Below are 26,322 nucleotides of genomic sequence, written 5' to 3'. Positions count from 1 at the left end.
GTCATAATGTGTTTTTTCGGTAACTAATTAAATTTCACCTCCATCGCCAAATCCCGGTCCTTCAACACCTTCGTCCGCCGGTTCCAACACCAACGGTTCCTTCTCTTTATCGGATGCGGTATTTTCCACATACTTAAAGCCCGAACCGGTTATTGACCGATTGATTCCCGGAAGATAAGGCAGAATATCCGCAGCAGTCTCCAATTTTTCCGCACCTTCCACCTCTCCGGCATTGACAGGCTTATCAACCTCATTCATATAATAACACTCTTTAAAGGCAAGAGTCACTATACTTGCCCCCTGTTGTTTTATCACAGCTTTTCCAACCAGACCGCCTTTCTTCTTATTTCCGGTAGCGGCATCTGCCGGAAGCTCGGTAGTAGAGTAGCAACCTATGATATTCACTTTCGCCCCACTCTCCGTAGTACCTCCGTTACCGGCCAGTCCTCCGACGGCCCACGTATTCAGACCGGATGCGACAGTAATCCTGCCAGCGGCATAAGAAGCCCCGATAGTCCCTTCTTTTCCTGCAGACCAGGCAGAACCTGCCAGCCCTCCGGCATTAGCTCCTTTTTCCAGGTTCAATGTAGCCGAAGCGTGGCATCCCGTCACATCACCGCCATGATTCCAACCGACTAATCCACCGATATTGGCCTCAGCATTATTCCCGCTATAAGTCAGCGAAACTTCCGTTCCAACGGACGAACCGATAAGCTTGCCCTCGTTGTATCCGACCAGTGCGCCGATGTTACCGCCTGCACCCGTCACTTTAATATTCGTCGCTCCGCCCACTGCGCAATTGATAATCTCGCCTTCATTCCTTGCCGCCAACACTCCGCTGGAAGTACCGGCCACATCCACATTCAATGTCATATCTGCGAAAATCAAATCTTTAATCGTACCTTTATTCACTCCGATAAAGCCGATATTATCGTCTGTAGACAGAAGAGTAGCTCCCTTAATCGTCACGCCATTCCCTTCAAAGACACCAGAGAATTCCGAAACGGCAGTCCATGCGCCGGAAAGAGTAAGCGTCAAGCCCTCGATGTAATCCTTTTCAAGAGTAACGGTAGCATCGCCGAAATCAGCGGCTTTCACAGCCCAGTTCGCCAGTCCCGTTTCATTGTAAATATGTACGTCACCTTCCGAATCTACAAGATACCCTTCTTCCGGAATCTGGAGCTTATCCACATTCACCGTCATCGGATAACGGTGTCCGGACACGAACTGGCAAGCCGTCTCATCCATTGTGCCGGCAACAAGCGGCAGTTCCCTCACCGTACCGTTCCACACCTCATTCACCTGGCTGACCCCGTCATTCAGAACCGTTACCTTAATCGACAATTCCGAACTCGACTGCAGCAAATTTTCTTCCCCGGTAGTAGTAGGCAGCATATTCAGATAAACAGTCTCTTCCTCACCGGATTCCAGATTCAGATGATTCACATCCAGCGTCACACCCTTCCGCGTGCCGGACAAACTCCGGATAGAACCGTCATTACCGATAGTCAGTTTTTCCGGAAATACGGACTCCTTGGATTCCAAAGTAACATATTGGACTTGCAGCGTTTTATCCGATATATTCTTCAAATCAAACTGCAACAATGCCGTCAAAGGAGAAAATTCCAATTCCGGCAAAACACCGTCCGTAACCTTCCCCGCAGCTACCATATATAAATTCTTTCTGAAATCCTGCACGCTCGTCGTATCGTCAATAAGACAGGTCGACAAATCACTGAAAACGACAGCCTCCCTTTGAGGAAACACAGCCAGCAACTGAGGGTCGTTCAATAATGCGGCCTTGCCGGTAAATTCGGCTTCCGTAGCCGAGGCGCCGCCGTCAGAAGACAATACGGTAAAGCCATATCCCTTTCCGGTATTCCGGTTCCACAGTGTAAAAGCATCCTGTGAATTCCAGACATACATATTGTCTTCCCCACTCACCGAAGCCGTCTGGACAATGCGTGCCTTCACCGTATAATCGGCCAGCTCCTCCGTTATATTCCCTCCGGTATTAATATTTACAATCTCGTCTTCTCCGCAAGAGACCAGCGTCCCTAATAGTCCGACGCTTATCAAATAACAAAACTTTTTCATGGTTCTATAAAGTTTATAAGATTATTTTGCTCATTACTCATACTGCTAAATTACGATTCATTCCACCATCACTTCATCCAGATAATAACGGGCGTCCTGTCCCGGACGCATGAAATGAGAAGGAGGGCACTTACCCGCCCCGATAGCCGTAATACGTATATAACGAGCCTTTTTATTCCCTATTTCGAAGGACACATCTTCTATAAAGTTACCTTCGCGAAAAATCTCATCCGGTGTAAAAGCCATCTCACCCGCTTTTACGAAATGCAGGTTGTCTTCCGACAGTTCCACCGCCAAAGACCGCGGTTTATGCACAGCCATTCCATAATTAGTAAGGCATCCTACACTCACTTTCGAAATATCCTCAACATCCAGCAAATCTATCGTAAAAGAAGCCCTATCCAATTTATCCCATGTGCACCATTCAAAATCAGACTGCCTCAAACTTCCGCGGACACCGTTCGTCAATAACCGTCCGTTCGCGTTGCCCCCCAATACAGGTTTTCCCGTCGCCTTATTACGAATCAGAGGAAGCCGTAAGACCTTCCCTTTCCGTTCATGACCGGAAAAAGCGGCGCACATTAAAGTCTGTGCCGTATCGACCGACAACGAGTCCCGGTACAAAGGAGAATCCGGTCCCGGTTCGCTGCCGTCGAGCGTATAGCGAATCTCCACATCCGGACGAATACATTCCAGTTTGACAATCAACTGTCCCTTTTGCGGGACCACCTTATGCTGCACATTATACATCGATTCCGCATAAACGACACCTTTGGCATCAAGATGGGCAAGATACTTATCCAGTCTCTTCAAGAACGAATTCCAGTCCTTCCTCCCCTTAGGCGACCAAGCAGTCTCCGCCAAAGCCGCTAAACGGGGAAAAATCTGATAAGTCACATCTTCCGGCCTATTGCAGAATTCCGTCCACATGGAAGCCTGCACTCCCATCAGGCGGGATTCGTATTCCGGTTTCCACCCCTCCTGCACCGGTTCATAATCATAAACATCCTTCAAGGTAATATTGCCAAAATAAGTCAAAGGTTCAAACCATTGCGGCCCCTGGTAACGAATCAGGTACATGACCCTCGCCGGAGTCATGACAAAACGATGTCCCGCCTCGACAGCTTTAAGAGCCGCATTGCCGAATCCCCGCCAACCGAAAACCACCGCGTCCTCAGGAATTGTGCTATTTGTCAGTTCATCCCAACCCATCACCTTCTTTCCTTTACCTCTGACATACTCCGCTACGCGCCCCATAAAATATCCCTGCAAATCCTCCGTATCATCCAGATGTTCCGTTCTCATGCGTTCCCGGCACAAAGGACATTTTTCCCAATATGTCTTCACAGCCTCATCACCTCCCAAATGTATATATTGCGAAGGAAACAATTCCGTCACCTCATCAACCACTCCCTGTAAAAACTCAAAGACCTTATCGTTTCCGGCACAATAAATAATCTCCGTATTCCGTCCGCCCAATCCGGGCAAAACAGTCACGGGAACCTTCACCACCGGACACGCCAACTCAGGATAAGCCGCCAGAGCAGCATTGGAATGCGCCGGCATGTCAATCTCCGGAATAATCTCTATCTGCCTTTCAGCCGCATAGGAAATAATCTTCCTCATTTCCTCCTGCGTATAAAATCCGCCGACAGAAGCAGTCTCGCCGGGGAGGGCATTCCGACGTTCATAAAAAGGAAGGTCGCCCCTGTCCACTCTCCACGCTCCTATCTCCGTCAAACGGGGATAACGCTTAATCTCCAAACGCCAACCCGTATCGTCCGACAGATGAAGATGCAAAGTGTTCAACTTCAACATAGCCATGCAATCTATGATACGCATGACTTCCGTCGAAGGCATAAAATAACGGGCCACATCAAGCATCAGCCCCCGATATTCAAAGCGCGGTCTATCCGTCACGGACATAGCGGGAACACTCCAATCCGCATCCGTTACCGAAGGATTGTCTATGGCGGCCGGCAGAGCCAGGCGAAGCGTCTGGACAGCATAAAAGAACCCCTTATTGTCAGAAGCCTTCACCTCTATGCCATCCGTGGAAACATGCAAATCATAAGCCCCGCTCTGTAAAGCGGTATCCTTCAAGAAACGCAAGTCCCCTTTTGACGTTCCGACTTTCACATGCGGCGTAAATCCCGCCGAATTCGTAAAAAGCCCCGCCAGATAAGCCGCCACCGTAGCCTGTTCTTCATCCTCCACTGCCACAGTCGTGTTAGAAGTAAACGTAAAATATCCACTTCCCTGTACAAGGTCTGCAGGGAGAGGCACGATATCCGCTTTCTCCTTCACACCGGTTTTGCACGAAGACAATACCAGGACGGAAACAGAAAATATCAAATATCTCAAGAGTCTTTTTTTATTCATTATTCAACAGCTAATTATTGATAGAACTCTCATTATCAAACATTTTATTCCAGCATATTTTTTCAGGAATACCTTTCATTACATAAATCCCGAAGCATAAACGACAGAAAATGTTCCGGGATTCATGTTTTCCATATAAATCGTATCCCTATTGAAAAAGAGTTAATACATCGGATAATTCTTCCATGTCACAACGCCGTTTCCTTTATACAGATAATTATCCGTTTTATAGAAACGTATCCAGTCAATTTCCATGCGCGGAGTATTGCTGTTCGTCTTGCTGCCTGCATAAGGGATATTCTTCAACGTCTTATCAATTTCAGCCTTCATCTCCTCTTCCGACAAGCCCTTGCTTCCTAAAGCCCAATCACTTCCGCAACCGAACGTGAGCAACAAATGCATGCCTTCGGAATTAAACGTATCGGAAAACGGCCAATGGTTATACTTGTTCGGATAGTCGGAAAAGCGAATCGTCACTTGTTCGGAGCCATTGATACCCATAGCGATTTCCTCATTGTCCCTCCATTCAAGCCAGTAAATATTAAACTCATCCATGTTGGCAAGCTGCTTGCCTCCGTTGTTAGGATTATGATTGTCCTGTTGCGTTTCCTGGTCGGGATTGTCGGCCCAGTGGAAAGTCTGCCATGCCGCATTGTCACTATTGCCGCTTGCCGGATTTTCCAAAATATCACATTCGCCGTAAGCAGACCATTGCACCGCATTATCACCGGCATCCCGGTTGCCCTGAGTCCACAAAGCAGCATTGAAAGTACGCTTTTCTCCCCTCAAACGCATTCTTATCTCTATGCGTGTACCCGGCAAAATACGGACATTGGAAGACTCCCACGTATCATTCACGGCATTTCCGCCTTTAAATTTATTCGCATAGAATCCGGCAACTCCATAATCCCGCGTACCGGAACCCGCTTCCGTAATCTGTAATCCAGGGTCGTACGCACTCCACATCATCAGATATCCCTCTTCCGTCATATTGGAATACTTCTCATTGTTCATCGCCTGATAAACCTGCGTATTCTCCACAGCCTGCATTGCCATGTAACGAGGCACGCGGTTGTCCCATTCGTTAGGTTCCCCGTCTCCTGCCGTCAAAGACTTAATCGGGTGGAACTCCAGAGAATTCAAGAACTTCCAGCCCTTAGCGGCCAATTCTTCATTCGGATGCGGATCATTCAACTTCATCAACAAACCGTCAGTTTTCTTAGTCATATCCCAAACCATAACTTCCGCCTCACTGTCTTCCGAATAAAAAATCTGATCCGGGTCGATATATACATAACGTTCATCTTCAAACGGCTCACCCAAATCCCCGTCCAGGTCGACAATCGTAATCGTCATTTCCTCCTCATATACCGGATGCACCTCCGAGCTTCCGCTAAACCGCAATTTAGCGGAATCATAAATATTATTCCCCTCTTGGCGCTTTATCTTGACAGGGTCCGATTCCGCCGTGCGGAAACCGGCTTTCACAACCATCGATTCGGGCAAATCCTCAAACGCCCCCGTTTCGTCGGGAGTAATATTGATGACGACATCCTCCTTCGCCAGGCTGCCGACAGTCGCAACCAAAATAAAAGAACTGCCTTCCCTTACAGAAAAATCCGAGTTGTTTTTCAAAGACATCACCGTATAATGCTTGTCGGAAACCACCAAAGTACGTTCCGCCGGGCTAATCTGGTATCCTCTGGCATAAGCCTTCAACGTGATATCCACAGGGTAGTCGGCCATCCCGTCCTTCACCGTAAATTCCACAAACCCCTGCTGGTCTCCCTTATGCAAATGGATTTTATCCGTAAAATCGACAAACACGTCCGAAGCCGCCACATTCTTCTTTTCATCCCCTTCACCGACCGTACCGGAGAAAGTCAAAGTAACATCGATATCCTCCTGCATGGTTTGCGTCGTATTGTCCATTCCGTCAAGCTTCACGGTAAAAACCACCTTTTCGCCAAAAACCGCACTCGACGTACTGATTTCCGTCGTCAATTTCTGTTCCGCACCAATAGAAAGCGTTATCGTATCTTCCTTACAACCGGCCAGAGACAATACCAAAAGACAGGCCGGCAACCATTTATATATAATATTCTTCATATCAGTTTCCATTTTTAATCATGTTCTTCCTATTACCAATTAGGATTCTGTTTCAGGGTCTTGTTCAACTCAAGTTCCGACGGAGAAATCGGCAACAAATAATCCCTGTTTGCCTGAAATTGATATCCGCCCGGCAAAAGCCCTGCCATCGGGTCGGCCCATCCTTCCTCGTCCAAGGTCAATCGTTCACGGATAATCTGCTGGTCAGACGGGCTGTAGGCATTATACAAGGTAGAACCTTCCTCCTTGTCATAACCGATATACGCCCCCTTACCACGCTTATTCACAATTAACATATGTCCTCTCCAACGCATCAAGTCGTCCAGGCGGAAACCCTGCAAAGCCAATTCAGAACGACGTTCACGACGAATCTCCTGCATGTTGGGCGTCAGTGTATAACCGAAAGCGGTAAAATTAGGATCAGTCGCGAATGACACAGACTTATCAAAATGAACTCCCGCACGCCTGCGCAATTCACCGATTGTCTTGTCCATCACATCCGAAGAGCAAGAACCTAACTCCTCTGCCGCTTCGGCATACGCCAACAAAGCCTCGGCATAACGGATGATAGGCAATGCAGTCTCGCCATTTCCACTGACATAAGTCGTATCGATTCCCAAACGTATATGATAGCCGGTCAATGAACGGGTATTGCCTTCCCCGGCCAGTTTGGGCGCACTGATGCGGTCCTTCGTCTCGTCCGAATATACTTCCAGATTCATCGGTTTCGTATTGTTGTTCGCCACAGAAGCCCATTTAGCCCCCTGATGCATGATAGTCTGCAACAAACGGGGATCACGTCCTTCAAACATTTTTTTGAAATCCTTAAAGTCATCATCCGCAGGATTAATGAAATTCCCGTCTTCATACAAATAGTTATTAACCAACTCCTGGGTTACGCCGGCCGCACCCTCCGTATCTACGACCCCGGCTTTCAGGTTGCCGTTCACGGAATGGGAAACCCCGTCGGCATCCGAATACTTCCTCCACAACAAAACCTCATCCATATTCGACAAATCAGTGTTGTTAAACAGAGCCGCATACGAACTTCCCGGTTCCTCCGCATCATTTCCGCCCGTGTACAGGCCAATGCCGGACTGGAACAACTCATCTCCCCATTTCAGGACCTCACCGAAAAAGTAGGCAGATTCGTCAACATTGTTTCCGTTGGCATCCTTCGCCGCAAAATCCGTTCCTGCATGATACTTTTCCCATGAACCCTCAAAAAGAGCCACATTCATAGCCAACGTCATTGCAGCTTCCCGATTGATACGAAGACCGGCATATTTGCTGCGCGGATGCAACAGCCCCTTTGCAGTGTTCAAATCCTCCAGAATAAATTTAGCCACCTCTCCGCGCGTCTTCGCCGGAATCTGCAATCCCGCCACCGTGGCGTTTCCGTCCCAGAAATCATCCATCACAGGTATGGAACCGAATTTCTTCAACAAATAGAAATGCCAGTAAGCGCGCAAGAAGTAAGCCTCCCCTTTCAATGAAAGCACATCCTCCGTTTCCAGCGATTCCGGAATTCCGTAGTAATGGAAAAAATAGTTCACCTCACGCAAATTCTGATAACCGGTTTGCCAATCCGAGGTCCCGCTAAACTGGTTGTTCTGACCGCTTAAACGGACATCATATTCTTCTGCGACAATATTGTCACTGTTTTTCTCTTCACCTCTGGTTCCCATCCCCCATTGGTTAAACGACGGCAGGGAAATATAAAGCCCGTTAATATAATTCTCCACCTGAGTCGCACCTGATAAAAAAGTAGTAGCCTCCGGCTGTGTCAAAGGCTCCCTGTCCAAAAAATCAGAACAGCCCGAAAGCGCAACTATCGAAGCGGCAGCAATAGCCATTATATATTTTCTTTTCATGGATATTAATTATTTAAAAAGTAAAATCTACACCAAACACAAAGTTCCTATTCAGCGGGTACACCTTTCCGTTACCGTTCTCATTCATCGGAGAAGTCAATCCCGGAGCAGTCTCGTTACTGCCGCCGGCCCATGTATTAACCTGATTAAGCGTTTCAGGGTCGAAAACACCGGGCAAATTATCGATGGTAAACAAATTATCGCAAGTAAAATAAACCTTCAAATTCTCCAGACCGAGCTTTTTGGTGATTTTCTTGTTAAAGGTATATGAAACCATCAAGTTCTTCAAACGCATATAAGCGGCATTCAGCAAATAGCGGGTAGTGTTGTAACCCACGTTGGCATTATAATCCTGTGAGCCGGACCTGGTCAGGCGCGGCAACCACCCTCCCGGATTATCCACGTTCCAGTAGTCCAGATGGTCCTTGAAGAAGTTGGAATTGCCGCTGAACAAATAAGTACTTGCCGACATCGGGTAATCGCGTTTCATTACCCCCTGGAACAAAGCAGAGACTTCAAACCCTTTATACCCTGCATTCAAATTCAAACCGAACGAATAGCGGGGAGTAGTATTCCCTATAATCTTCAAGTCACCGTGATCGGACAACGTTCCGCTTCCCGGATCAATCTTGCCGTCGCCGTTCGAATCTATATACTTCAAATCACCGCGTTGCCAACTGTCGTTAGGTTTAAAGAAAGACATGTCCACATTCTGCAGGTAAGCGTCCACTTCCTGGTTCGTCAGGAACAAATCATCGGCCTGATACCCCCAGATTTCTCCCAAGTCCATACCTTCATAATACCCCTTATTGCGTTCCAGACCCGTATGGTTATTATAAATCAATCCCTCCGGGTTGTTGTATTTGGTAACGACAGCCTTGTAGTCAAAGATATTGAAACCAACCCCGTAACTGAATCCGTTTTTCAACTGGTCGTGCCAGTTTACGGACAATTCCCAACCACGGTTGCGCAAAGTGGCATTATTTACTTTAGCACGCTGGTCTACCGCGATACCTCCCATTTCCGGGATTGCCTCAGCCGGACCAATCATATCCCGTGTCACACGTTGATAAATATCGGCAGTCACCGTCAGACGGTCGTCAAACATGGACAAGTCTATACCCAAGTTCGCATTATCCACCTTTTCCCAAGTAATATCAGGGCTAACCATAGCCGGCGTCAGAGCCACCGTTCCCCTGGAAGGAGTAGTGGAATTCATCCCCGGAAGCAACCATGCGGAAGAATATTCCGGTTTCAAAGTCATAAAACTCAAGTAATCGTATAAGCCCGCCCCATTCTGGTTACCCAGGCGACCGTAAGAAATACGCACCTTCAATTGGGAAACCGGCAATTTCAATTTCTGGAAATAATCCGTACGTGCAATGTCATATCCGGCAGAGAAAGAAGGAAAAAGCCCCCAACGGTTGCCCGGAGCAAAACGGGAAGAACCGTCATAACGTCCGCTGAACTCCAAAAAATAAATATTCTGGTAGTTCCAGTTCAAACGGGTATAAAATCCCATCGTAGCCCAATGTTCGCGGGCTTCCCCGTTATATACCTTTCCGTTGGCGTTATCGAACGAATACGTATCGTCACTCATTATGCCGTCCTTATAAGCATACATACTGGAATTATTCTGCACTTCCATCTGGTATCCCGCCATACCTTTAAAGAAATGGTCTCCCCACTGGTTGGTATAAGACGTATTAATCGCAGGAGACAAATAATAATTGAAGTCATTTCCACGGGTCATCGAACCCCATTGGGAATTCAGATAATCAATTCCCGGATAAGAATATCCCTGCCTGGGAGACTTCACATCATCAATCGTCCCGTCAGGGCGTGTCGTACGCGGTTGTCTCTGCAAGAACTCATCGTTCTCCACATCAAAACGCACTTTCATTTCGCCGATAATATCCCACCCTTTCAAAGGGGTTATCGTAGCAGACATCGTCATAGCATCCGAAATTCGGTTCTGGTTGTAATTCACATTACTCAAATATAAAGATTCATTCCAGTCCGGAATATCATACTGTCCGGCAACAGGCACGCGCACGGCGGCATTAGGAGCAGAACGGGCAATATTATGATAAAGGATAGACATGTTCGGCAACGGCCTGGATATTAAATTCAAAGTCAGGTTATTATTGAAATTGAATTTCAGCCAGTCGTTAGTCTTCATTTGAAGTTTCGTGTTTACATTATACTTATCCAAAGAATCCTCCATCCGTTCAAGCAAACCGCCTTGATACGTATAACCCAAACCTATATAATACGTAATCTTTTCAGACCCTCCCGAAATACTCAGATTATGAGAATGCCGCAACGAGCTATTCTTATAATAATAATCAAACCAATCCGTATTGGCATACATCGCCTCACCCGTACGCCAGCCCGTATTCTCGGTATTGGGTAATACTCCCGGCAAGTTCTCACTGTACGGATTCTGCATGAACTGATACATCAAATCAATCGTTTCCTGTGAGAAAAGAGCCTTCTCCCCGATAGCAGACTGATATGCATTCTTATAATTGGCATATTCCAAAGAATTCATCATGCGGGGCATATTGATAGGAGCGCTTAAACCGACAGAACCGCGGTAAGTCACGCGGGCCTTATCCTGTTTTCCGCTCTTCGTAGTCACCAGCACCACGCCATAAGCCGCACGGGCTCCGTACACGGCCGCTGCAGAAGCATCTTTCAAGACAGAAATACTTTCAATATCGGCAGGGTTCACATTCTGCATGCTTTGTTCCACACCGTCCACCAATACGTAAGGCTCGCCGCCGTTGATAGAACCGATACCGCGGATATTGAATTTAATCTCTCCGCCCAACTCACCTCCGGTACCGCTTTCCGTTCCGTCGGAAGCAAAATTCAAACCCGCCACATTTCCTTGCAACGCGCTCGTCACATCAGTAACCGGACGATTCACAATAGCCTCCTGGTCCACCGTTGCCACAGCAGCAGTAATCGTACTGCGTTTCTGCGTACCCATACCGACAACGACCACCTCATCCAAAGCCTGCGTATCCTCTTTCAATAAAACATTGATTTTCGTCTGATTCTTAACTTGGATTTCCTGGGTTGAATAACCGACAAAAGAAAAAACCAAAACAGATTTAGAACTAGGCACAGTAATAGAATAATTACCGTCAATGTCAGTAATAACTCCAGTTGTAGTACCTTTAACTTGAACATTTACACCCGGCATCCCGAAATTTGAGTTATCGGTTACCTGACCGGTTACCACTACTTGCTGAGCAAAAGCATTAACTACCGTCAGCAGACTAAGTAGAGGTATTAAAAGAAGGGATATAAACTTCTTCCTTACCATACTTTTTTTCATGAATTAAATTTAAAATAACATTTCTATTCCGTCTCCAAAGCTACGGTTTAAAGAATAAGGAAAAGAGCAAAAATGAACTTTTAGAGTCTAAAAATAATCACAGACAAGAAAAGTGGTAAAATTTGGACATGCCAAGCACTTTTTTGGACATCGAAATATAAAAATTACCTTATTTATTTTTTCATCTTCGATGGAATATTTATTTTTGAAACGAAATTAACGTTAAAATAGAACAATATATCATGAGGAATTCCACCTTTTTCAGACCGTTATCCATCCTTATATTATTCACCATATATTCCGGATTCCTCTATGCAGAACAATATGCATATAAGCAAATTTCGCAAAAAGAAGGACTGCCTTCAAATGTACGATGCATCTATAAAGAACGTAACAACATCTGGTTCGGAACTCCCAAAGGCATATACCGGTTCGACGGAAACGAGCTGAAACATTACGAACTGTATAACAATCCGAATGCGCCGGACAACACGGTCTATCAGATAATCTGTGATAAAGAAAAAAATCTCTGGGCACTAACCGGTTCCGCCCTGGTATTATATGACCAGGATAAAGACGCTTTTACCGACATAAAAAATGAGTCGGGAAAAAGCATAGCGACATACAGCATATGCATGACGGAAGACGGATTCTTCATCGGAGGAGAAAATAAAATTTACAGATTCCGATACGAAAGCCGGAAGATAGAAACATTCAAGACCCTTAAAACCTCCAGACGCTTCGTCATAGACCAGTTGCAACAGATTGACGGAGAAAGACTGATATGCAGCAACAATAAAGAAGGCTTTTTCATCCTGGACACGGCCAGCAAAGAAACCTCCCGTTCGCTTTTCGATTGTCCCAAAGAAATCTCCTGCATTTTCATCGACACCGGAAAAAGAATATGGATTGCAGGTTACAACCAGGGAATACTATGCTTCGATAACACAGGAAAAGAGATAGCGCGCTACAATACGCAAAACTCCCGGTTGAGCAACGACATCGTTTTAAGCATGACGGAAAAAGACTCGTTAATCTGGATTGGGACAGACGGAGGAGGCATCAACATCCTAAATCCGGAAAACGGGAACATCCAGGTCTTGTCGCATATACCGGGCAACAATCATTCGTTGCCGACCAACTCCATACAATGCCTGTACAATGACAGCGACAACAATATATGGGCGGGAAGCATACGCAACGGAGCCATCAATATACGGCAAGGTTCCATCAGGACATATACCGATACGAACAACCGGTACGGGTTGAGCAACCCCACCGTACTATGCCTGTACCAAACACCCAGGGAAAAATCCGTGATATGGATCGGAACAGACGGAGGAGGATTGAACTCATTCGACACAGAAAAACAAGAATTCACCTATTACCCGCAAACGCGGAACATGAAAATAGCCTCCATCGCCTCCTATTCCGACTCGGAACTTCTATTATCCCTTTATTCAAAAGGACTGTTCCTGTTCAATAAAAAGAACGGCCGCATCTCCCCCTACGCCATCAAAGAAAAAGGAGTCAACAACGAAATACTCTACACAGGCAAAATAGTCAATCTGTTCAACGAAACCAATAAAGACCTGTTGCTGCTGGGAACAAACCTGTACAGGTACAAGCCCTATTCCAAAAGCACGGAACAGATTATGATTCCGGAACCGCACAACACCAGCTTTTTCTCTCCCATCGTCGCAACCAGAGACTATGTACTCGTACATAACCAGCACAGCATATACAAAATTAACAAAGGAGACACCCTTATGGAAGCCTATTTCCGCATTCCGCAGCAAATGAAAATCAATTCCGCCTCTATGGACTCAACCGGAAATATCTGGATTGCGACGAATGCCGGATTAGCCAGGCTTTCCTTAAAAGACAAACAATTCACCCATTTGCCCACCACATTATTTAAAGAAGCCACCGCAGCCATTTGCGACAATAAAGGAAAAGTCTGGCTCGGCACGGACAACCACCGGCTGTTCGCCTATCTCATCGATGAAAACAGCTTCACGATGTTCGGAGAATCCGACGGAGTCATCCCCAATGACTTCTTAGAGATACCGCACCTGATAACCGCGCAACAAGACATCTATATCGGCGGAACCCAGGGACTTCTGTGTATCGATAAAGACTTCGACATCAAAATATCCGAAGAGCCGGAAATCAAACTAGCCAACGTAAAGATTGACGGAAGAGCAGTCTATATCGATAAAGAAAATCCCATGATTAAAGTACCGTATAGGAGCAAAACGCTGGAGATACAGATAACCTCATTGGAAAACGATATCTTCCGAGAAAAGATATATAGGTATTTCTTCAAGGCAGGAAAAGAAGAACAGCAAATCGAATCCTATTCCCCTACCCTGGTCTTACCCCTATTGCCCACAGGACAATACGCCCTATACGCCTCATGCAACATGCGCGACGGAAAATGGAGCTCCCCCGTCCAAATAGCCGCCATCGACGTATTGACGCCCTGGTGGAAAACGTGGTGGTTCGCGCTCTCATGCAGCCTTTTCGTAACCTGCATCATCCTAATCATTGCCACCACCCTGATACACAGACACAAAAACAAACTGAAAATACTCATGAAAGAGCGCGAACGAGACATTTATGAAGAAAAAGTACGTTTCCTCATCAATATCAGCCACGAATTGCGCACCCCTCTGACACTGATATACGCGCCATTAAAACGGATATTGCAAAAAATGCAGGCCACCGACAGCAACTTTCTGGACCTGAGCAGGATATACAGGCAGACCAGCCGGATGAAAGAACTGATTAATATGGTTCTGGACCTGCGGAAGATGGAAGTAGGAGAAGACAACCTGAAAATAGAGTCCCATAACGTCAACGAATGGATTCATGAAATAGCCGACGACTTCACCAGCGAAGCCGAAGTCCAGGGAATTGAAATCCAAATAGAGACCTCCCCCGAAATAGGAAACATCAATTTCGATAAGAGAAAATGCAACATCATCCTGACGAACCTGCTCACCAATGCGGTAAAACACAGTTCACGGGGAAACACCATCCGTATAACGTCAGAATTTACGGAAAGAAATACCGTACGGATATCAGTCATTGACCAGGGGACAGGGCTCACAGGAGTAGACCCTCAAAAATTATTCACACGTTTCTATCAAGGAAGCGAAGAAAACTACGGAACAGGGATAGGCCTGGCATACTCCAAGATATTAGTAGAACTTCACGGAGGAAGCATAGGCGCTGTCGATAATGAAAAACAAGGAGCCACCTTCTTCTTCGAACTGCCCTCCGACATACAAGCCGGGCAGACGATTTGCGAGTCCAAAGCCTATTTAAATGAGCTGACTACGCCGGATTACATACCATTCTCCCCCACCCATACCGAAATCTTCGATACCGGACAAACCGACATCCTTCTGGTAGACGACAGTACGGAACTGTTGGAGTTCATGGAAAAAGCGCTCCAAGACAAATTCAGAAACGTATATACGGCGTCCGACGGAAAAGAAGCGTTGGAACTGCTGGAGAAAAAAATCCCGAACATCATCATCAGTGACGTAATGATGCCCCACATGAACGGTTACGAGCTTTGCAGGCAACTGAAAAGCGATATCAACTACAGCCACATCCCCGTCATCCTGCTCACAGCCAAAAGCGAAGAACAAAGCCAGAAAATAGGCTATCAACTGGGAGCCGACGGTTTTCTGGCAAAACCATTCGACATAGACACCCTGCTGGAAATAGTACGGAGCAAGCTAAAAGCCAGGGAAGACATAAAACAACGCTTCACCCACCCCCTTCTGCCGCAAGAAACCCAGGTGCAAACCTTCAATTCGACAGACGAGAACTTCCTGCTCAAACTGAACAATATCATCATAGAAAATATCGGCAATGCCAAACTCGGCCTGCCTTTTATCTGCCAGGAAATAGGCATGAGCCGCACCTCGCTGTACAACAAACTAAAAGCAATCACCGGGATAGGGCTGAACGATTACATCAATAAAATCAGAATAGAAAAAGCAATCCTCCTAATCCAGACAGGCGGGCTGTCCGTTGCAGAAATAGCAGAACAGGTCGGGTTCACCACCTCGCGCTATTTCAGCACGGTATTCAAACAACATACGGGACAGACTCCCACACAATATAAAGACCGGAACGAAAGAAAAAGACAATAAACGGTACATTCGGAATATTTTTGGAAATAAAATAATGTTTTTTGGATTCTACTTTTCTTAAAAGCGACTATATTTGGAACTTTAAAAGACAACTTAAATCATAATCCATTAAACCATGAAATTTATGATCCGAAACAAACTCCACTATTATCTTTTTCTGACATGCTTGCTAAGCATGATAACTGCGGCAAACAGTAAAGCCCAGAGCCCGTTCGGCAAAAATTCCTTATACCGGATTTGCCCGTCCCTGCATTCAGACAAGGCGCTGGGCTTCAAAAACGGAAACACGTCTCTGGTCCTGATGCAGAATCAGACCGATTCCCTGCAATTGTGGAATATAAACGACCTGTCCGGAAGTTTCCGCATCATAAACCCCTATGAAAACAAAGCCATCCGTGCGAAGATAGAAAACCGGCATCCCGAAATCACGGAAAACAACGGTTCCGACGAAGCCCAACTATGGAACATCACACAAAAAGGAAACTACTTCCAGCTCTCTCCGACCAATGCACCGGAACTGATTCTGGTCTGCAACGAGAGCGGTGCAATCAGGCTGGAAGAAAAGCAAAAGATAAAAAAAGACAAAGAAACCCTCTTCCTGTTCAGGAAAAGCGAGCAAACAGTCCCGCAAAAAAACAACGACAGGCAAGCCAAGAACAAAGTCCCCTGGGAAGACGAAACCTTTTTCGCCGACAACAAAGAAACGGGACATGCCACCTACATCCCCTACCCTTCCGAGAAAGAAATGATTGCCGACACGGATTTCTATCATAAACCGTGGTTAAACAACAACAGCAAGACCTTCCGCCTGTTAAACGGCGACTGGTTCTTCAAATTCGTCGACAATCCTTCCTCGCGCCCGGTCGATTTCTATAAAGAAGACTACGACATTTCCCAATGGGCCACCATTCCGGTCCCCTCCAATTGGGAAATGCAAGGATACGACCGTCCGATTTACGCCAATGTGGAATATCCGCATTCCAACACCCCTCCCTACATCAATGCCCGCAAAGGATTCAATGACAACGGAAAAAACTACGGAATCAACCCCGTAGGTTCCTACATACGCTTCTTCGATTTGCCGGACAACTGGGACAAACAACGCACGTTCATTCATTTCGGAGGCATCTACAGTGCAGCGCTCATCTACCTCAACGGCAAATACATCGGCTACACGCAAGGCTCGAACAATGTAGCGGAATTCGACCTGACCAAATACCTCAGGAAAAAGAACAACCGCCTTGCCGTGCAAGTGTTCCGCTGGTGCGACGGTTCCTATCTGGAATGCCAGGACATGTTCCGTATGAGCGGCATATTCCGGGACGTATATCTGTACAATACCCCCTCCGTCAGCATACGCGACCACTACATCACTTCCTCGCTCGACGCGGAATCCGGCTACCGAAGCGGCACAATGACCCTGCAAATGACATTGGACAACCGTGACAAGGCACAAGGGAAAAAAGAAATCATTGTCAGACTGTTAGACCCCCAAGGGAAAAAGATTGCAGAAAACAAGGAAAACATATACTACAAGCCCCAAGACAGCATTGCCGAGATAAAAACCTCCTTCAAACTGGACAACCTCTCTGCATGGACAGCGGAGACCCCCAATCTCTATACAGTGCATATCATCCAGCAAAAAGACGGAAAAGACGAAATGGCCTTCTCTACCAAATACGGCTTCCGGAAAATAGAAATCAAAGAATCGCTGGTATATGTCAACGGAAAACGGGTCTTCTTCAAAGGAGTGAACCGGCATGACACACATCCCGTCTACGGCCGTGCAGTCCCCACCGAATCAATGCTGCAAGACGTGTTAATGATGAAACAGAACAACATAAACACCATCCGGACATCCCACTATCCGAATGACGAGAAAATGTACGCCATGTTCGACTACTACGGGCTGTATGTGATGGACGAAGCAGACCTCGAAGACCATGCCAACCAATCCATCAGCGACATGCCCTCATGGATACCGGCCTTCGTCGACCGCATAGACCGCATGGTCTTGCGCGACCGTAACCATCCGAGCATCATATTCTGGAGCCTGGGCAACGAAGCCGGAGGAGGAAGCAACTTCCAGGCATGCTACGAAGCAGCCCGGCAACTGGACAGCCGCCCCATCCATTACGAAGGAACCCGTGACGGAAAATCATACGGCGGAAACCGGTTCAGCGACCTCTATTCCAAGATGTACCCCAGCATGGAATGGATGGACACCCACGTAAGCAAATTCGAAAAGCCCCTGTTCGTATGCGAATACGCCCATGCGATGGGAAACGCCATCGGCAACCTGAAAGAATACTGGAACAGCATAACAAACAGCACCTCAACCATAGGAGGAGCGATATGGGACTGGGTAGACCAGGCCATTTACGAACCGGCGGAAATCAAAAAAGGGATATACAGGCTACACACAGGATATGATTTCCCCGGCCCTCACCAAGGTAACTTCTGCTCAAACGGCATTATACCCGCCACACGGACAGAGTCGTCCAAGCTGAAAGAAGTAAAAGCCGTCTATCAATACATCGACTTCAAACTTCTGGAAAAAGACAGCAAACGCAACCAGGCAACGGTTAAGCTCATCAACCGCTACAACTTCCTGGCCCTGGACGCTTCCGACCTCAAATGGGAAACCGTGGAAAACGGGAAAATCGTAAAAAGCGACAGCATGCAACTCGATAAGATACTGCCCGGCGACTCCCTGACCGTAACGCTCAAACTGTCTGCCAACATCGCAAAAGCCGAAAAGAAAGGGAACGAAGTAATGATTAACCTCTTCGTCCGGCAATGCAATCCCAGCACATGGGCAAACGCCTACCACACCATAGCCCAACAACAATATGAGCTGCTGCCCAGAAAAAATCTTCCGGCGCTCCATGCCCGCAAGAGCAAAGACAAACTGGAGATAACCGCCAGAGACAAACAGATAGAAATCAGCAACAACAACATCACAGCCCTCTTCAATGAAGAGACAGGACAAATGACACAGTTGCAGATAAAAGGGAAAAACATCCTGAGCGCGCAAGGAGGCTTCCTGTACGACAACCACAGATGGATAGAAAACGACCGCTTCCAAAACACGGAAAACGGCCTGCTTCCCCAAGGCTCGTGCACAGTCTCCAAAGAAAAAGGAAATGTCATTGTAAAGACTGTCAGAAAAGGAAAATTGTGCGACACCGACATCACATATACCTTCACCCCCGACGGCACGCTGGACATCCATTCCCAATTCACGCCGCAAACCGACAAACTCCGCCGTTGCGGACTCGTGTGCCTGCTCGATTCGACATTGGGAAATGTGGATTACTATGCCTACGGGCCCTATGAAAACTATCCGGACCGTAAAGAAGGATGCATGATTGGCAGATATGCCACCACCGTAGACCAGATGGAAGAACCGTATGTGAAACCCCAGTCCATGGGAAACCGTGAAGGAGTAAGAGAGCTGGAATTCAAAGACGCCCAAGGAAGAGGAATCAAGATTCAAACGGAAGGCAATGTCTCATTCTCCGCCCTCCGTTACACCGACCAAGACCTTATGAATACACAACACGCCTGGGAATTGAACAAACGCCCCTACATCGTATTGCATCTGGACGCCGCCCTACGCGGCATCGGAAACGCCAGTTGCGGTCCGGAAACACTCAAGAAATATCAGATACCGTTAAAAACATTCGATTATAAACTACGTATCAGCGCCATCCGCTGATAAAACGGAAAACAAAAAAGGCTGAGCCGAAAACAGGCAACCCGGTTCTTCCCCTCACATTCGAGAAGAAAGAAAACCGTACATCCACCTGTTTACCGGTCAGCCTCCAACTAAAAAAAAGAACGGAAAACTATATCTTTACCTATACGAGCCCGTCCCGGACGGGCTCTTTCACTTCAGGTCCATTCTCCAAACAGATATTGACGGCATTCATCCCTTTCACACCGCGTTCAAGGTCAAATGTCACTATACTATTCTCAGCAATACTACCAATGATATTGTTCACATGAAAAAAATACTTCTCCACTCCGGAAAGCTCCTTAATAAATCCAAATCCCCTGGCCTCATTAAAAAATTCCACCCGTCCTCTCAAAACGACCGCTTCCTCCTCCTTCTTCTTAGGCGTCGCGATAGCAATCTCGTCAAGATTAATCTCCTCCTTCTTGATATTCTCCGCAGGCGGGGTTGAAGTAATCATCCCGTTCTCGTCCACGTAAGCAATCATATCCTCAAAACGATTTGCCTTACCCGACATTTTCCTGCTTTCCTTCTTCTTTAATTTCTCCTCTCGTTTAGCGAGCCTCTTCTTCTCATTTTCACGTTTGCCAACAGTCATGGATTTTGCCATATAATCTATATTTAATTCATACTCGTTTATAAATGAATGATTCAAAAGAGCTCCGTCCTACAGAACCCCTCTATTCAATTTCTTACCGGTCAGTTTCTGGATATCATGAACCAGTTGGCGCTCTTCCTGCGAGCAGAAAGTCAGCGCAGTCCCCGTATTTCCCGCCCTTCCGGTACGCCCGATACGATGCACATAAGTCTCCGGTACATCGGGCAAGTCATAGTTGATAACCAACGGCAATTCATTGATATCAATCCCCCTGGAAGCAATATCGGTAGCCACCATCACTTGCGTCTTCCCCGACTTGAAATTACCCAATGCCGACTGCCTCGCCGCCTGGCTCTTGTTCCCATGGATAGCCTGGCCCCCTATCCCCGCTTTTCCCAGCACCTTCACGATTCTATCAGCTCCATGCTTCGTACGTGAAAACACAAGGACAGACTGACCTTCCGATTTCTGCAGGATAGAAACCAGCAAATGGCTTTTCTCTTTCTTTTCAACGTAATAAACCACCTGCTTGATTGCATCCACGGCAGGCGATTCGGGAGTTATGCTAATCTTCACCGGCCTCTTCAACAAAGAATCCGTCAAGGCAACAACCGTGCCGGGCATGGTAGCAGAGAAAAACAAAGTCTGCTTTTCCTTAGGCAACTTCGGTAAAATCCGTTTTATGTCATGGATAAATCCCATGTCGAGCATGCGGTCCGCCTCGTCAAGGACAAAATGCCTTACGCCGTCCAGGCACACATACCCTTGGTCCATCAAGTCGAACAAACGTCCCGGAGTAGCCACCAATATATCAATCCCCTTGCGCAGCATATCCACCTGCGGACGCTGATTCACCCCGCCGAAAACAACCCCGTGGCGGATACGGGTATATTTTGCATAATCGTCGATACATTCGCTAATCTGCAAGGCAAGCTCACGGGTAGGTGTCAAAATCAAAGCCCTGATACCCTTACGTCCGTCAAGTTCCCTGTCCATCTGCAAGTGCTGGATAATAGGTATCGCAAACGAAGCGGTCTTCCCCGTCCCGGTTTGCGCACACCCCAACACATCCCTTTTCGCCAATGCGGCGGGAATCGCCTGTTCCTGAATCGGAGTGGGCATCGTATATCCTTTTTCCTTAATAGCCCTTAAAACAGGCTCCATTATATTTAATTCTTTAAATGTCATAAATGTTATTTTTGCCGCACCTGAAAGAATAAAACCGACATGCACATCGCCATCCATACTGATGGCTAAAGCGGTTCCATAATCGATACGGCGTATGATTATACTTATTAAACTTTACTCTGTTTCCTGATAGAGTACGATATTACAAGAAAGTCTAATAAATCTATTTTCAGAATGAAAAGTACAGGACCGGAAACCCCTGATATTGCATAGAAGAGCCAGAATTAGCAGGACTTAAATGTAAAACGATTCTTATTTTTCCCCGTCGGCCGGAGAGTGCCCCGTTGAATCGTGAAACGGGAACAACTTATCAATGAGGCTGTTCGAAAAGGCTCGGATTTTCCACTCCTCCTTACTGCCGCCAACGACAGAGGCGAATCTTCTCTCCTACCGCTTTTTGAACAGCCTCACCCGAATATTAATATCTTCTGGAATTGTTATAGCCGCCGCCACGGTTACCGCCGCCATAAGCAGGCTTCTCGGCACGTGGGCGCGCAACGCTTACCGAAATAACCTTCCGGTCGTATTCAACCCCATTCAATTCGTCAATAGCCTTTTGTCCTTCTGCGTCATTCGTCATTTCCACGAATGCGAATCCTCTGGATCTGCCCGTTTCCCTGTCAAAAATAACTTTAGCCGAAGAAACTTCTCCAAACTCTGCGAATAAATTTGTTAAGTCAGCGTCATTAACGCCATAACTTAAACCTGAAATGTAAATGTTCATTTAAAATTTTATTAAAATAAATACTAAATTGGAGTGAGGAGGATAATTAAAGAAGAGGACTACTTGCTAATAATCTAAATAATATATTATAAAGGAGAACTGCACAATAATAATTCGTAACTCAAACTCTGGGAACAAAGGTAATCTAATTAATCGGATAAATACGTTTTTCCTCCTTCTTTTTCGTAAGAAAGACGTTTATTATCATTTATTAGCATGTAAAACAATCAAAAACAGTCCATCCGTCCCAATTCCCCCGTTCATTTTTGATAAATTGCCGCAATATACCTATTTTTGCCGGAGCATAACCAATCGGAGACGGACTGTATGAATGTTAGAATAGAAGAAAGCTGGAGACAACGGCTGCAAGAAGAGTTTGACAAACCATATTTCGAAAAACTGGTGGCATTCGTCAAAAGCGAATACGGGCGCGCCCACATCCTCCCTCCCGGCCGTCAGATTTTCCATGTATTCAATTCCTGCCCCTTCGAAAAAGTAAAAGTCGTCATTCTCGGACAAGACCCCTACCCCAATCCCGGCCAATACTACGGCATCTGCTTCTCCGTTCCGGACGGCGTCGCCATCCCTGGCTCATTAGCCAATATATTCAGAGAGATACATCAGGACATCGGAAAACCGGTTCCCGCTTCCGGCAATCTGGACCGCTGGGTAGCGCAAGGAGTATTCTCAATGAACTCCGTCCTCACCGTACGCGCATACGAAACAGGCTCTCACCGGAATATGGGATGGGAAACCTTCACAGACGCGGTTATCAGAAAGCTGAGCGACGAACGGGAAAACCTGGTATTCATGCTCTGGGGAAGCTACGCAAAAGAAAAACTCTCCCTGATAGACACCGGCAAACACCTGGTGCTGACAGCCACCCATCCCTCTCCCCGTTCTGCCGAACACGGATTCTTCGGCTGCAAACATTTCAGCAAAGCAAACGCTTTTCTACGAAGTAAAGGAATAGAAGAAATCGATTGGTAAGTTAAAAAAGAAATACCTGCCGTCACCCTCTTTTCCGTCTGTAAAATAAATACACGGCAGCCAAAGCAGACAGGAAAAGAACAGCCTTCCAGCGCCCTTTCCCCCTTGCCACCTCCACCGTCCTTTCAGTTTCCCGTATCCGGGTTCCCGCCTCGGAATCCGCGTACGATACGCTTTCCTCCTCCAGCAATTTCCCTGAAAGCCGTAATTTCTCCCTTCCCCGTTTCCGGTCCGTCACAGTCTTTACCACCGCCCTCCGTCTTTCCCCAGGCGTATCCGCAGCAAACACAAAAGCCACCTGTTCGATATGTTCCTCCACAAGCTCCGAATCCCCTTCCGACATACACACCCGCCCGACAGCCTTTTTCTTCAAACCGGTCCGGGAACTCGAATCCGCCGTAAGCCCGTAACTCCTGCCCACCACCTCTCTCTTGCTCCCGCACCCCGACAAGAACACCGGAACAACCCAAGCCAATAACCATACAAACAGCAAAGCCCTCCCGCTCCGTAAAAACTTCCTCACGTCAAAACAAGGACAAGTCTTCACATATTCGTCAGGCCCAATCACCCCGTCCCCATTCAAATCCGGCGAAGTATCCCGATGCCCCAATACCTGCAACACCTCATACTCCCGTTGCAAATCCATGATTACCTGATAAAGCACCCTTTTCTGAGCGTTCGTCCGGGTATCCGCAGGTTGCCCGTTCCCGTCCAATCCGCCGATATAACATATCCCGATGCTCCGTTCGTTCCATCCCCTGCAATGCGCGCCGGGCAAAGAAATATCCCGTCCCTTCTCCAGTCTCCCGTCCAGACGGATAACATAATGGTACCCGATACCGTTAAATCCACGTTCGCGATGCCAGCGGTCAATGTCCGCGGCAGTAAAATCCAGCCCCGCCCTGGTAGCCGAACAATGTATGATAATAGAATCTATTTTTCTCATGCCTTTTGTTATTTAATAATAATCCCGTCAATAATCCGAAGGAGGAATACGTTGCGCACATCCCCTGAGCTCGCACTTCTTCACCTCCAACTCTTTCTGCACCAGCTCCACCTCATGACATTTATGTATCCAGTCAATCTTGTCTTCCTGTTCCTTCCGCAATTCAGCATAAAGCCCGTCAATTTTCTCATCCCGCAAAGTCAGGCGTTCTTCCAGCCAATCGACCTTCTTACGGCGGTTCTCCTCCTCCAAGCCGCTGACAGAAGCCTCCTCCTTCCGCGCCTCCGTCTTTCGGCAAGTGATATATCTCACCGCCCATTTCACAGCTTCCAACCCGCCCATAGCAGTAATGAAAGCAAGGATTGTAGTTATTTGCATACACCCGTTTATTATTTGTAAATCAACCTTATATGAAAGATGATACGTCCCCTTTTAAAAGAACCGTAAAGAAAGAATGAGGCCGAAGCCCCATTCCAAACCAATCCGGGCAATTCCCGGTTATCCCGCCGTCATGCAGCCGGGTCGGGGGCTTCACCGTTGTCCCCCGAACCGTTGTCCGGGTCAGGTGCGGGCGTATCGCTTCCCCCGTCCGAATCCCCGTCCAGTATGCTCGACTCATTGATATGGTCCAAATCCTTAAACTTCAACCCATCCGAGCGTGTCGAAGTTCCCGTAAAGAGACGGATATCCGAATTCGCACGAAAACAAATCCGCAGGCCGCTGATGTCAGCCACAGTAAAATCCTCCGCTTTCTCCGTCCCCTTGCTCTGGGCAGCGAGAAAAAAATACCCCAGTCCCTTAATATTCACCGAACGTCCCGAAAGCAATGTCTTACGCAACAACGTACGGAAATCCTTCAATACACTAATCGTCTCACCCTCGCTCACCCCGGAAGTAGAAGAAATATCTTTCGCAAACTCATCCAGCGTCGCACTGGTATCATACTGGTAAGAAACCACCGGATACACTCTTTTTCCTGCCTTTTTGTTCGTCGGGTCGCACAAACGCTGAACCCTTTTAAATCTAATCGCCATAAAACTTTTCTTTTTTAAATGAATACTGTTTTAATTATCACTTCGCTAACGTTAACAGTACAAAGATGAGGCATATCTGCCGGACATGAAACGACAAGGAACTATCGGCTCCACAGGCCTTTCTTCGGACATTTACAGCCAATTAACCGGCTTATACACGGAAAAAAGCGACAGAGAGGGAAAGAAGGGAGAATAAAATCAGCAAATACCATGTCCGGAAGCCGGCAGGCAATCACACACCGCCACTACCGCAAACCCGGTCATAAGCCGTTTCGTTTGGTTAAAGGTCAAAAGTATGTGTACCAACTAATTTCATGACAAGTCAATGTTGGATTGGGTGATTCGATATTTGGGAAGGTTAATACAACAGAAAAGAGGTAGTGGACTCACACGCATCTGCAACGAGACCAAAGCATTGGATGGGTATAGGGATGAACTAAATGTCGGAGATAATGACGGAGACGTGTCAGAGACGAAAATCACTGAGCGTCAGCAGAAAATACTGAATCTCATCAAAGAGTCTCCGACAATTAGTGGTCGCCAAATGTCAGAGAAGCTGTCGGTGAGCCAACGCACAATAGAACGAGACCTTTCCGCTTTGCAAAAGAGTGGAATTCTGAAACACGAAGGCAAGGATAATGATGGGATATGGGTAGTATTAGAGTAATATTAATGAGGGATATTCAGTAAATGTCCCTAAAAACTAAAATAGCATATGAAGATGACAGGCCATAATCACTTCATATGCTATTTTAGTTCTTCAAGTTGTAAATATCAGAATATAATTTTGAATTATAGAATTATATCCATATCTTTGTCACACGATAATTGAGTAACCAATGAGAATATTTACCGAACAAGCATTAAAAGAATATGCAGAGAACCATCCCGATTCAAAGGTCGCTTTGCAAGAATGGACTACCATTGTAAAAAGAAGCAAGTGGACTTGCTTTGCCGATGTTAAGAAAACATTTAATAGCGTTGATAATGTAGGCAATCAACACTATGTTTTCAACATCAAAGGCAATAACTATCGTTTGGTAGTAGTGATTAAATTCACCATTCAGTTTGTGTATGTTCGCTTTATTGGTACTCATAAAGAATATGATAAAATAGATTG

The 26,322-nt window shown here is 46.6% G+C and carries 16 protein-coding genes; 5 read left to right on the top strand and 11 right to left on the bottom strand.

Annotated features, from left to right (window positions below):
• Positions 1-27: 27 nt before the first annotated feature.
• From Q5076_RS11285 to Q5076_RS11265, 5 genes are all read right to left on the bottom strand, one after another.
• Positions 28-2,097: a GLUG motif-containing protein gene (locus tag Q5076_RS11285; RefSeq protein ID WP_303013306.1), complete on the bottom strand. Its 2,070-nt coding sequence runs from the start codon at positions 2,095-2,097 to the stop codon at positions 28-30.
• Positions 2,098-2,154: 57 nt separating this feature from the next.
• Positions 2,155-4,479 (bottom strand): glycoside hydrolase family 20 protein, encoded by a 2,325-nt coding sequence (locus Q5076_RS11280; RefSeq protein ID WP_303013304.1) that lies wholly within the window; start codon positions 4,477-4,479, stop codon positions 2,155-2,157.
• Positions 4,480-4,641: 162 nt separating this feature from the next.
• The gene (locus Q5076_RS11275; RefSeq protein WP_303013299.1) at positions 4,642-6,588 is read right to left on the bottom strand and encodes a DUF5006 domain-containing protein; all 1,947 of its coding nucleotides are present in this window, start codon (positions 6,586-6,588) and stop codon (positions 4,642-4,644) included.
• 32 nt (positions 6,589-6,620) lie between these two features.
• Complete coding sequence (locus Q5076_RS11270) at positions 6,621-8,462, bottom strand: RagB/SusD family nutrient uptake outer membrane protein (protein WP_303013296.1); 1,842 nt, start codon at positions 8,460-8,462, stop codon at positions 6,621-6,623.
• A 13-nt stretch (positions 8,463-8,475) separates the two neighbouring features.
• A complete protein-coding gene (locus Q5076_RS11265) occupies positions 8,476-11,811 on the bottom strand; it encodes a TonB-dependent receptor (RefSeq protein ID WP_303013293.1) in 3,336 nt (1,111 codons plus the stop codon).
• Between the two features lie 242 nt (positions 11,812-12,053).
• Here Q5076_RS11265 and Q5076_RS11260 point away from each other — a divergent pair, with 242 nt between their 5' ends.
• Positions 12,054-15,983, top strand: a complete 3,930-nt coding sequence (locus tag Q5076_RS11260) for a response regulator (RefSeq protein ID WP_303013292.1) — start codon at positions 12,054-12,056, stop codon at positions 15,981-15,983.
• A gap of 115 nt (positions 15,984-16,098) precedes the next feature.
• On the top strand, positions 16,099-19,704 hold the full coding sequence (locus Q5076_RS11255; RefSeq protein ID WP_303013290.1) for a glycoside hydrolase family 2 TIM barrel-domain containing protein: 3,606 nt from the start codon (positions 16,099-16,101) through the stop codon (positions 19,702-19,704).
• A gap of 142 nt (positions 19,705-19,846) precedes the next feature.
• Here the strand turns inward: Q5076_RS11255 and Q5076_RS11250 are convergent, their stop codons facing one another.
• The 3 genes from Q5076_RS11250 to Q5076_RS11240 form a co-directional block, all read right to left on the bottom strand.
• Positions 19,847-20,332, bottom strand: a complete 486-nt coding sequence (locus Q5076_RS11250) for a cold-shock protein (RefSeq protein ID WP_303013288.1) — start codon at positions 20,330-20,332, stop codon at positions 19,847-19,849.
• 57 nt (positions 20,333-20,389) lie between these two features.
• Complete coding sequence (locus Q5076_RS11245; RefSeq protein ID WP_303013286.1) at positions 20,390-21,508, bottom strand: DEAD/DEAH box helicase; 1,119 nt, start codon at positions 21,506-21,508, stop codon at positions 20,390-20,392.
• A 418-nt stretch (positions 21,509-21,926) separates the two neighbouring features.
• Complete coding sequence (locus Q5076_RS11240) at positions 21,927-22,232, bottom strand: RNA-binding protein (protein WP_303013284.1); 306 nt, start codon at positions 22,230-22,232, stop codon at positions 21,927-21,929.
• A 327-nt stretch (positions 22,233-22,559) separates the two neighbouring features.
• On the opposite strand from Q5076_RS11240, the gene ung reads away from it, so the two are divergent.
• The gene (gene ung, locus Q5076_RS11235; RefSeq protein ID WP_303013278.1) at positions 22,560-23,222 is read left to right on the top strand and encodes a uracil-DNA glycosylase; all 663 of its coding nucleotides are present in this window, start codon (positions 22,560-22,562) and stop codon (positions 23,220-23,222) included.
• Between the two features lie 22 nt (positions 23,223-23,244).
• Here ung and Q5076_RS11230 read toward each other — a convergent pair whose 3' ends face one another.
• The 3 genes from Q5076_RS11230 to Q5076_RS11220 form a co-directional block, all read right to left on the bottom strand.
• Positions 23,245-24,168 (bottom strand): N-acetylmuramoyl-L-alanine amidase, encoded by a 924-nt coding sequence (locus Q5076_RS11230; RefSeq protein ID WP_303013276.1) that lies wholly within the window; start codon positions 24,166-24,168, stop codon positions 23,245-23,247.
• Between the two features lie 27 nt (positions 24,169-24,195).
• Positions 24,196-24,546 (bottom strand): hypothetical protein, encoded by a 351-nt coding sequence (locus tag Q5076_RS11225; protein WP_303013274.1) that lies wholly within the window; start codon positions 24,544-24,546, stop codon positions 24,196-24,198.
• A 131-nt stretch (positions 24,547-24,677) separates the two neighbouring features.
• Positions 24,678-25,202 carry an HU family DNA-binding protein gene (locus tag Q5076_RS11220; protein ID WP_303013271.1) on the bottom strand — a complete coding sequence of 175 codons (525 nt, stop codon included), beginning with the start codon at positions 25,200-25,202 and terminating at the stop codon, positions 24,678-24,680.
• 349 nt (positions 25,203-25,551) lie between these two features.
• Between Q5076_RS11220 and Q5076_RS11215 the strand changes: the two genes are divergently transcribed.
• Together Q5076_RS11215 and Q5076_RS11210 are read left to right on the top strand one after the other, a co-directional pair.
• The gene (locus Q5076_RS11215) at positions 25,552-25,869 is read left to right on the top strand and encodes an HTH domain-containing protein (protein ID WP_303013269.1); all 318 of its coding nucleotides are present in this window, start codon (positions 25,552-25,554) and stop codon (positions 25,867-25,869) included.
• A 172-nt stretch (positions 25,870-26,041) separates the two neighbouring features.
• The coding region (locus tag Q5076_RS11210) for a type II toxin-antitoxin system HigB family toxin (protein ID WP_303013268.1) at positions 26,042-26,322 on the top strand (281 nt) is incomplete at its 3' end.

Origin of the sequence: uncultured Bacteroides sp. (assembly GCF_958445495.1) — a bacterium.
Taxonomy (GTDB): domain Bacteria; phylum Bacteroidota; class Bacteroidia; order Bacteroidales; family Bacteroidaceae; genus Bacteroides.
The sequence above is the reverse complement of the archived record's forward strand: the minus strand, read 5'-3'. Positions and strand labels throughout refer to the sequence as shown.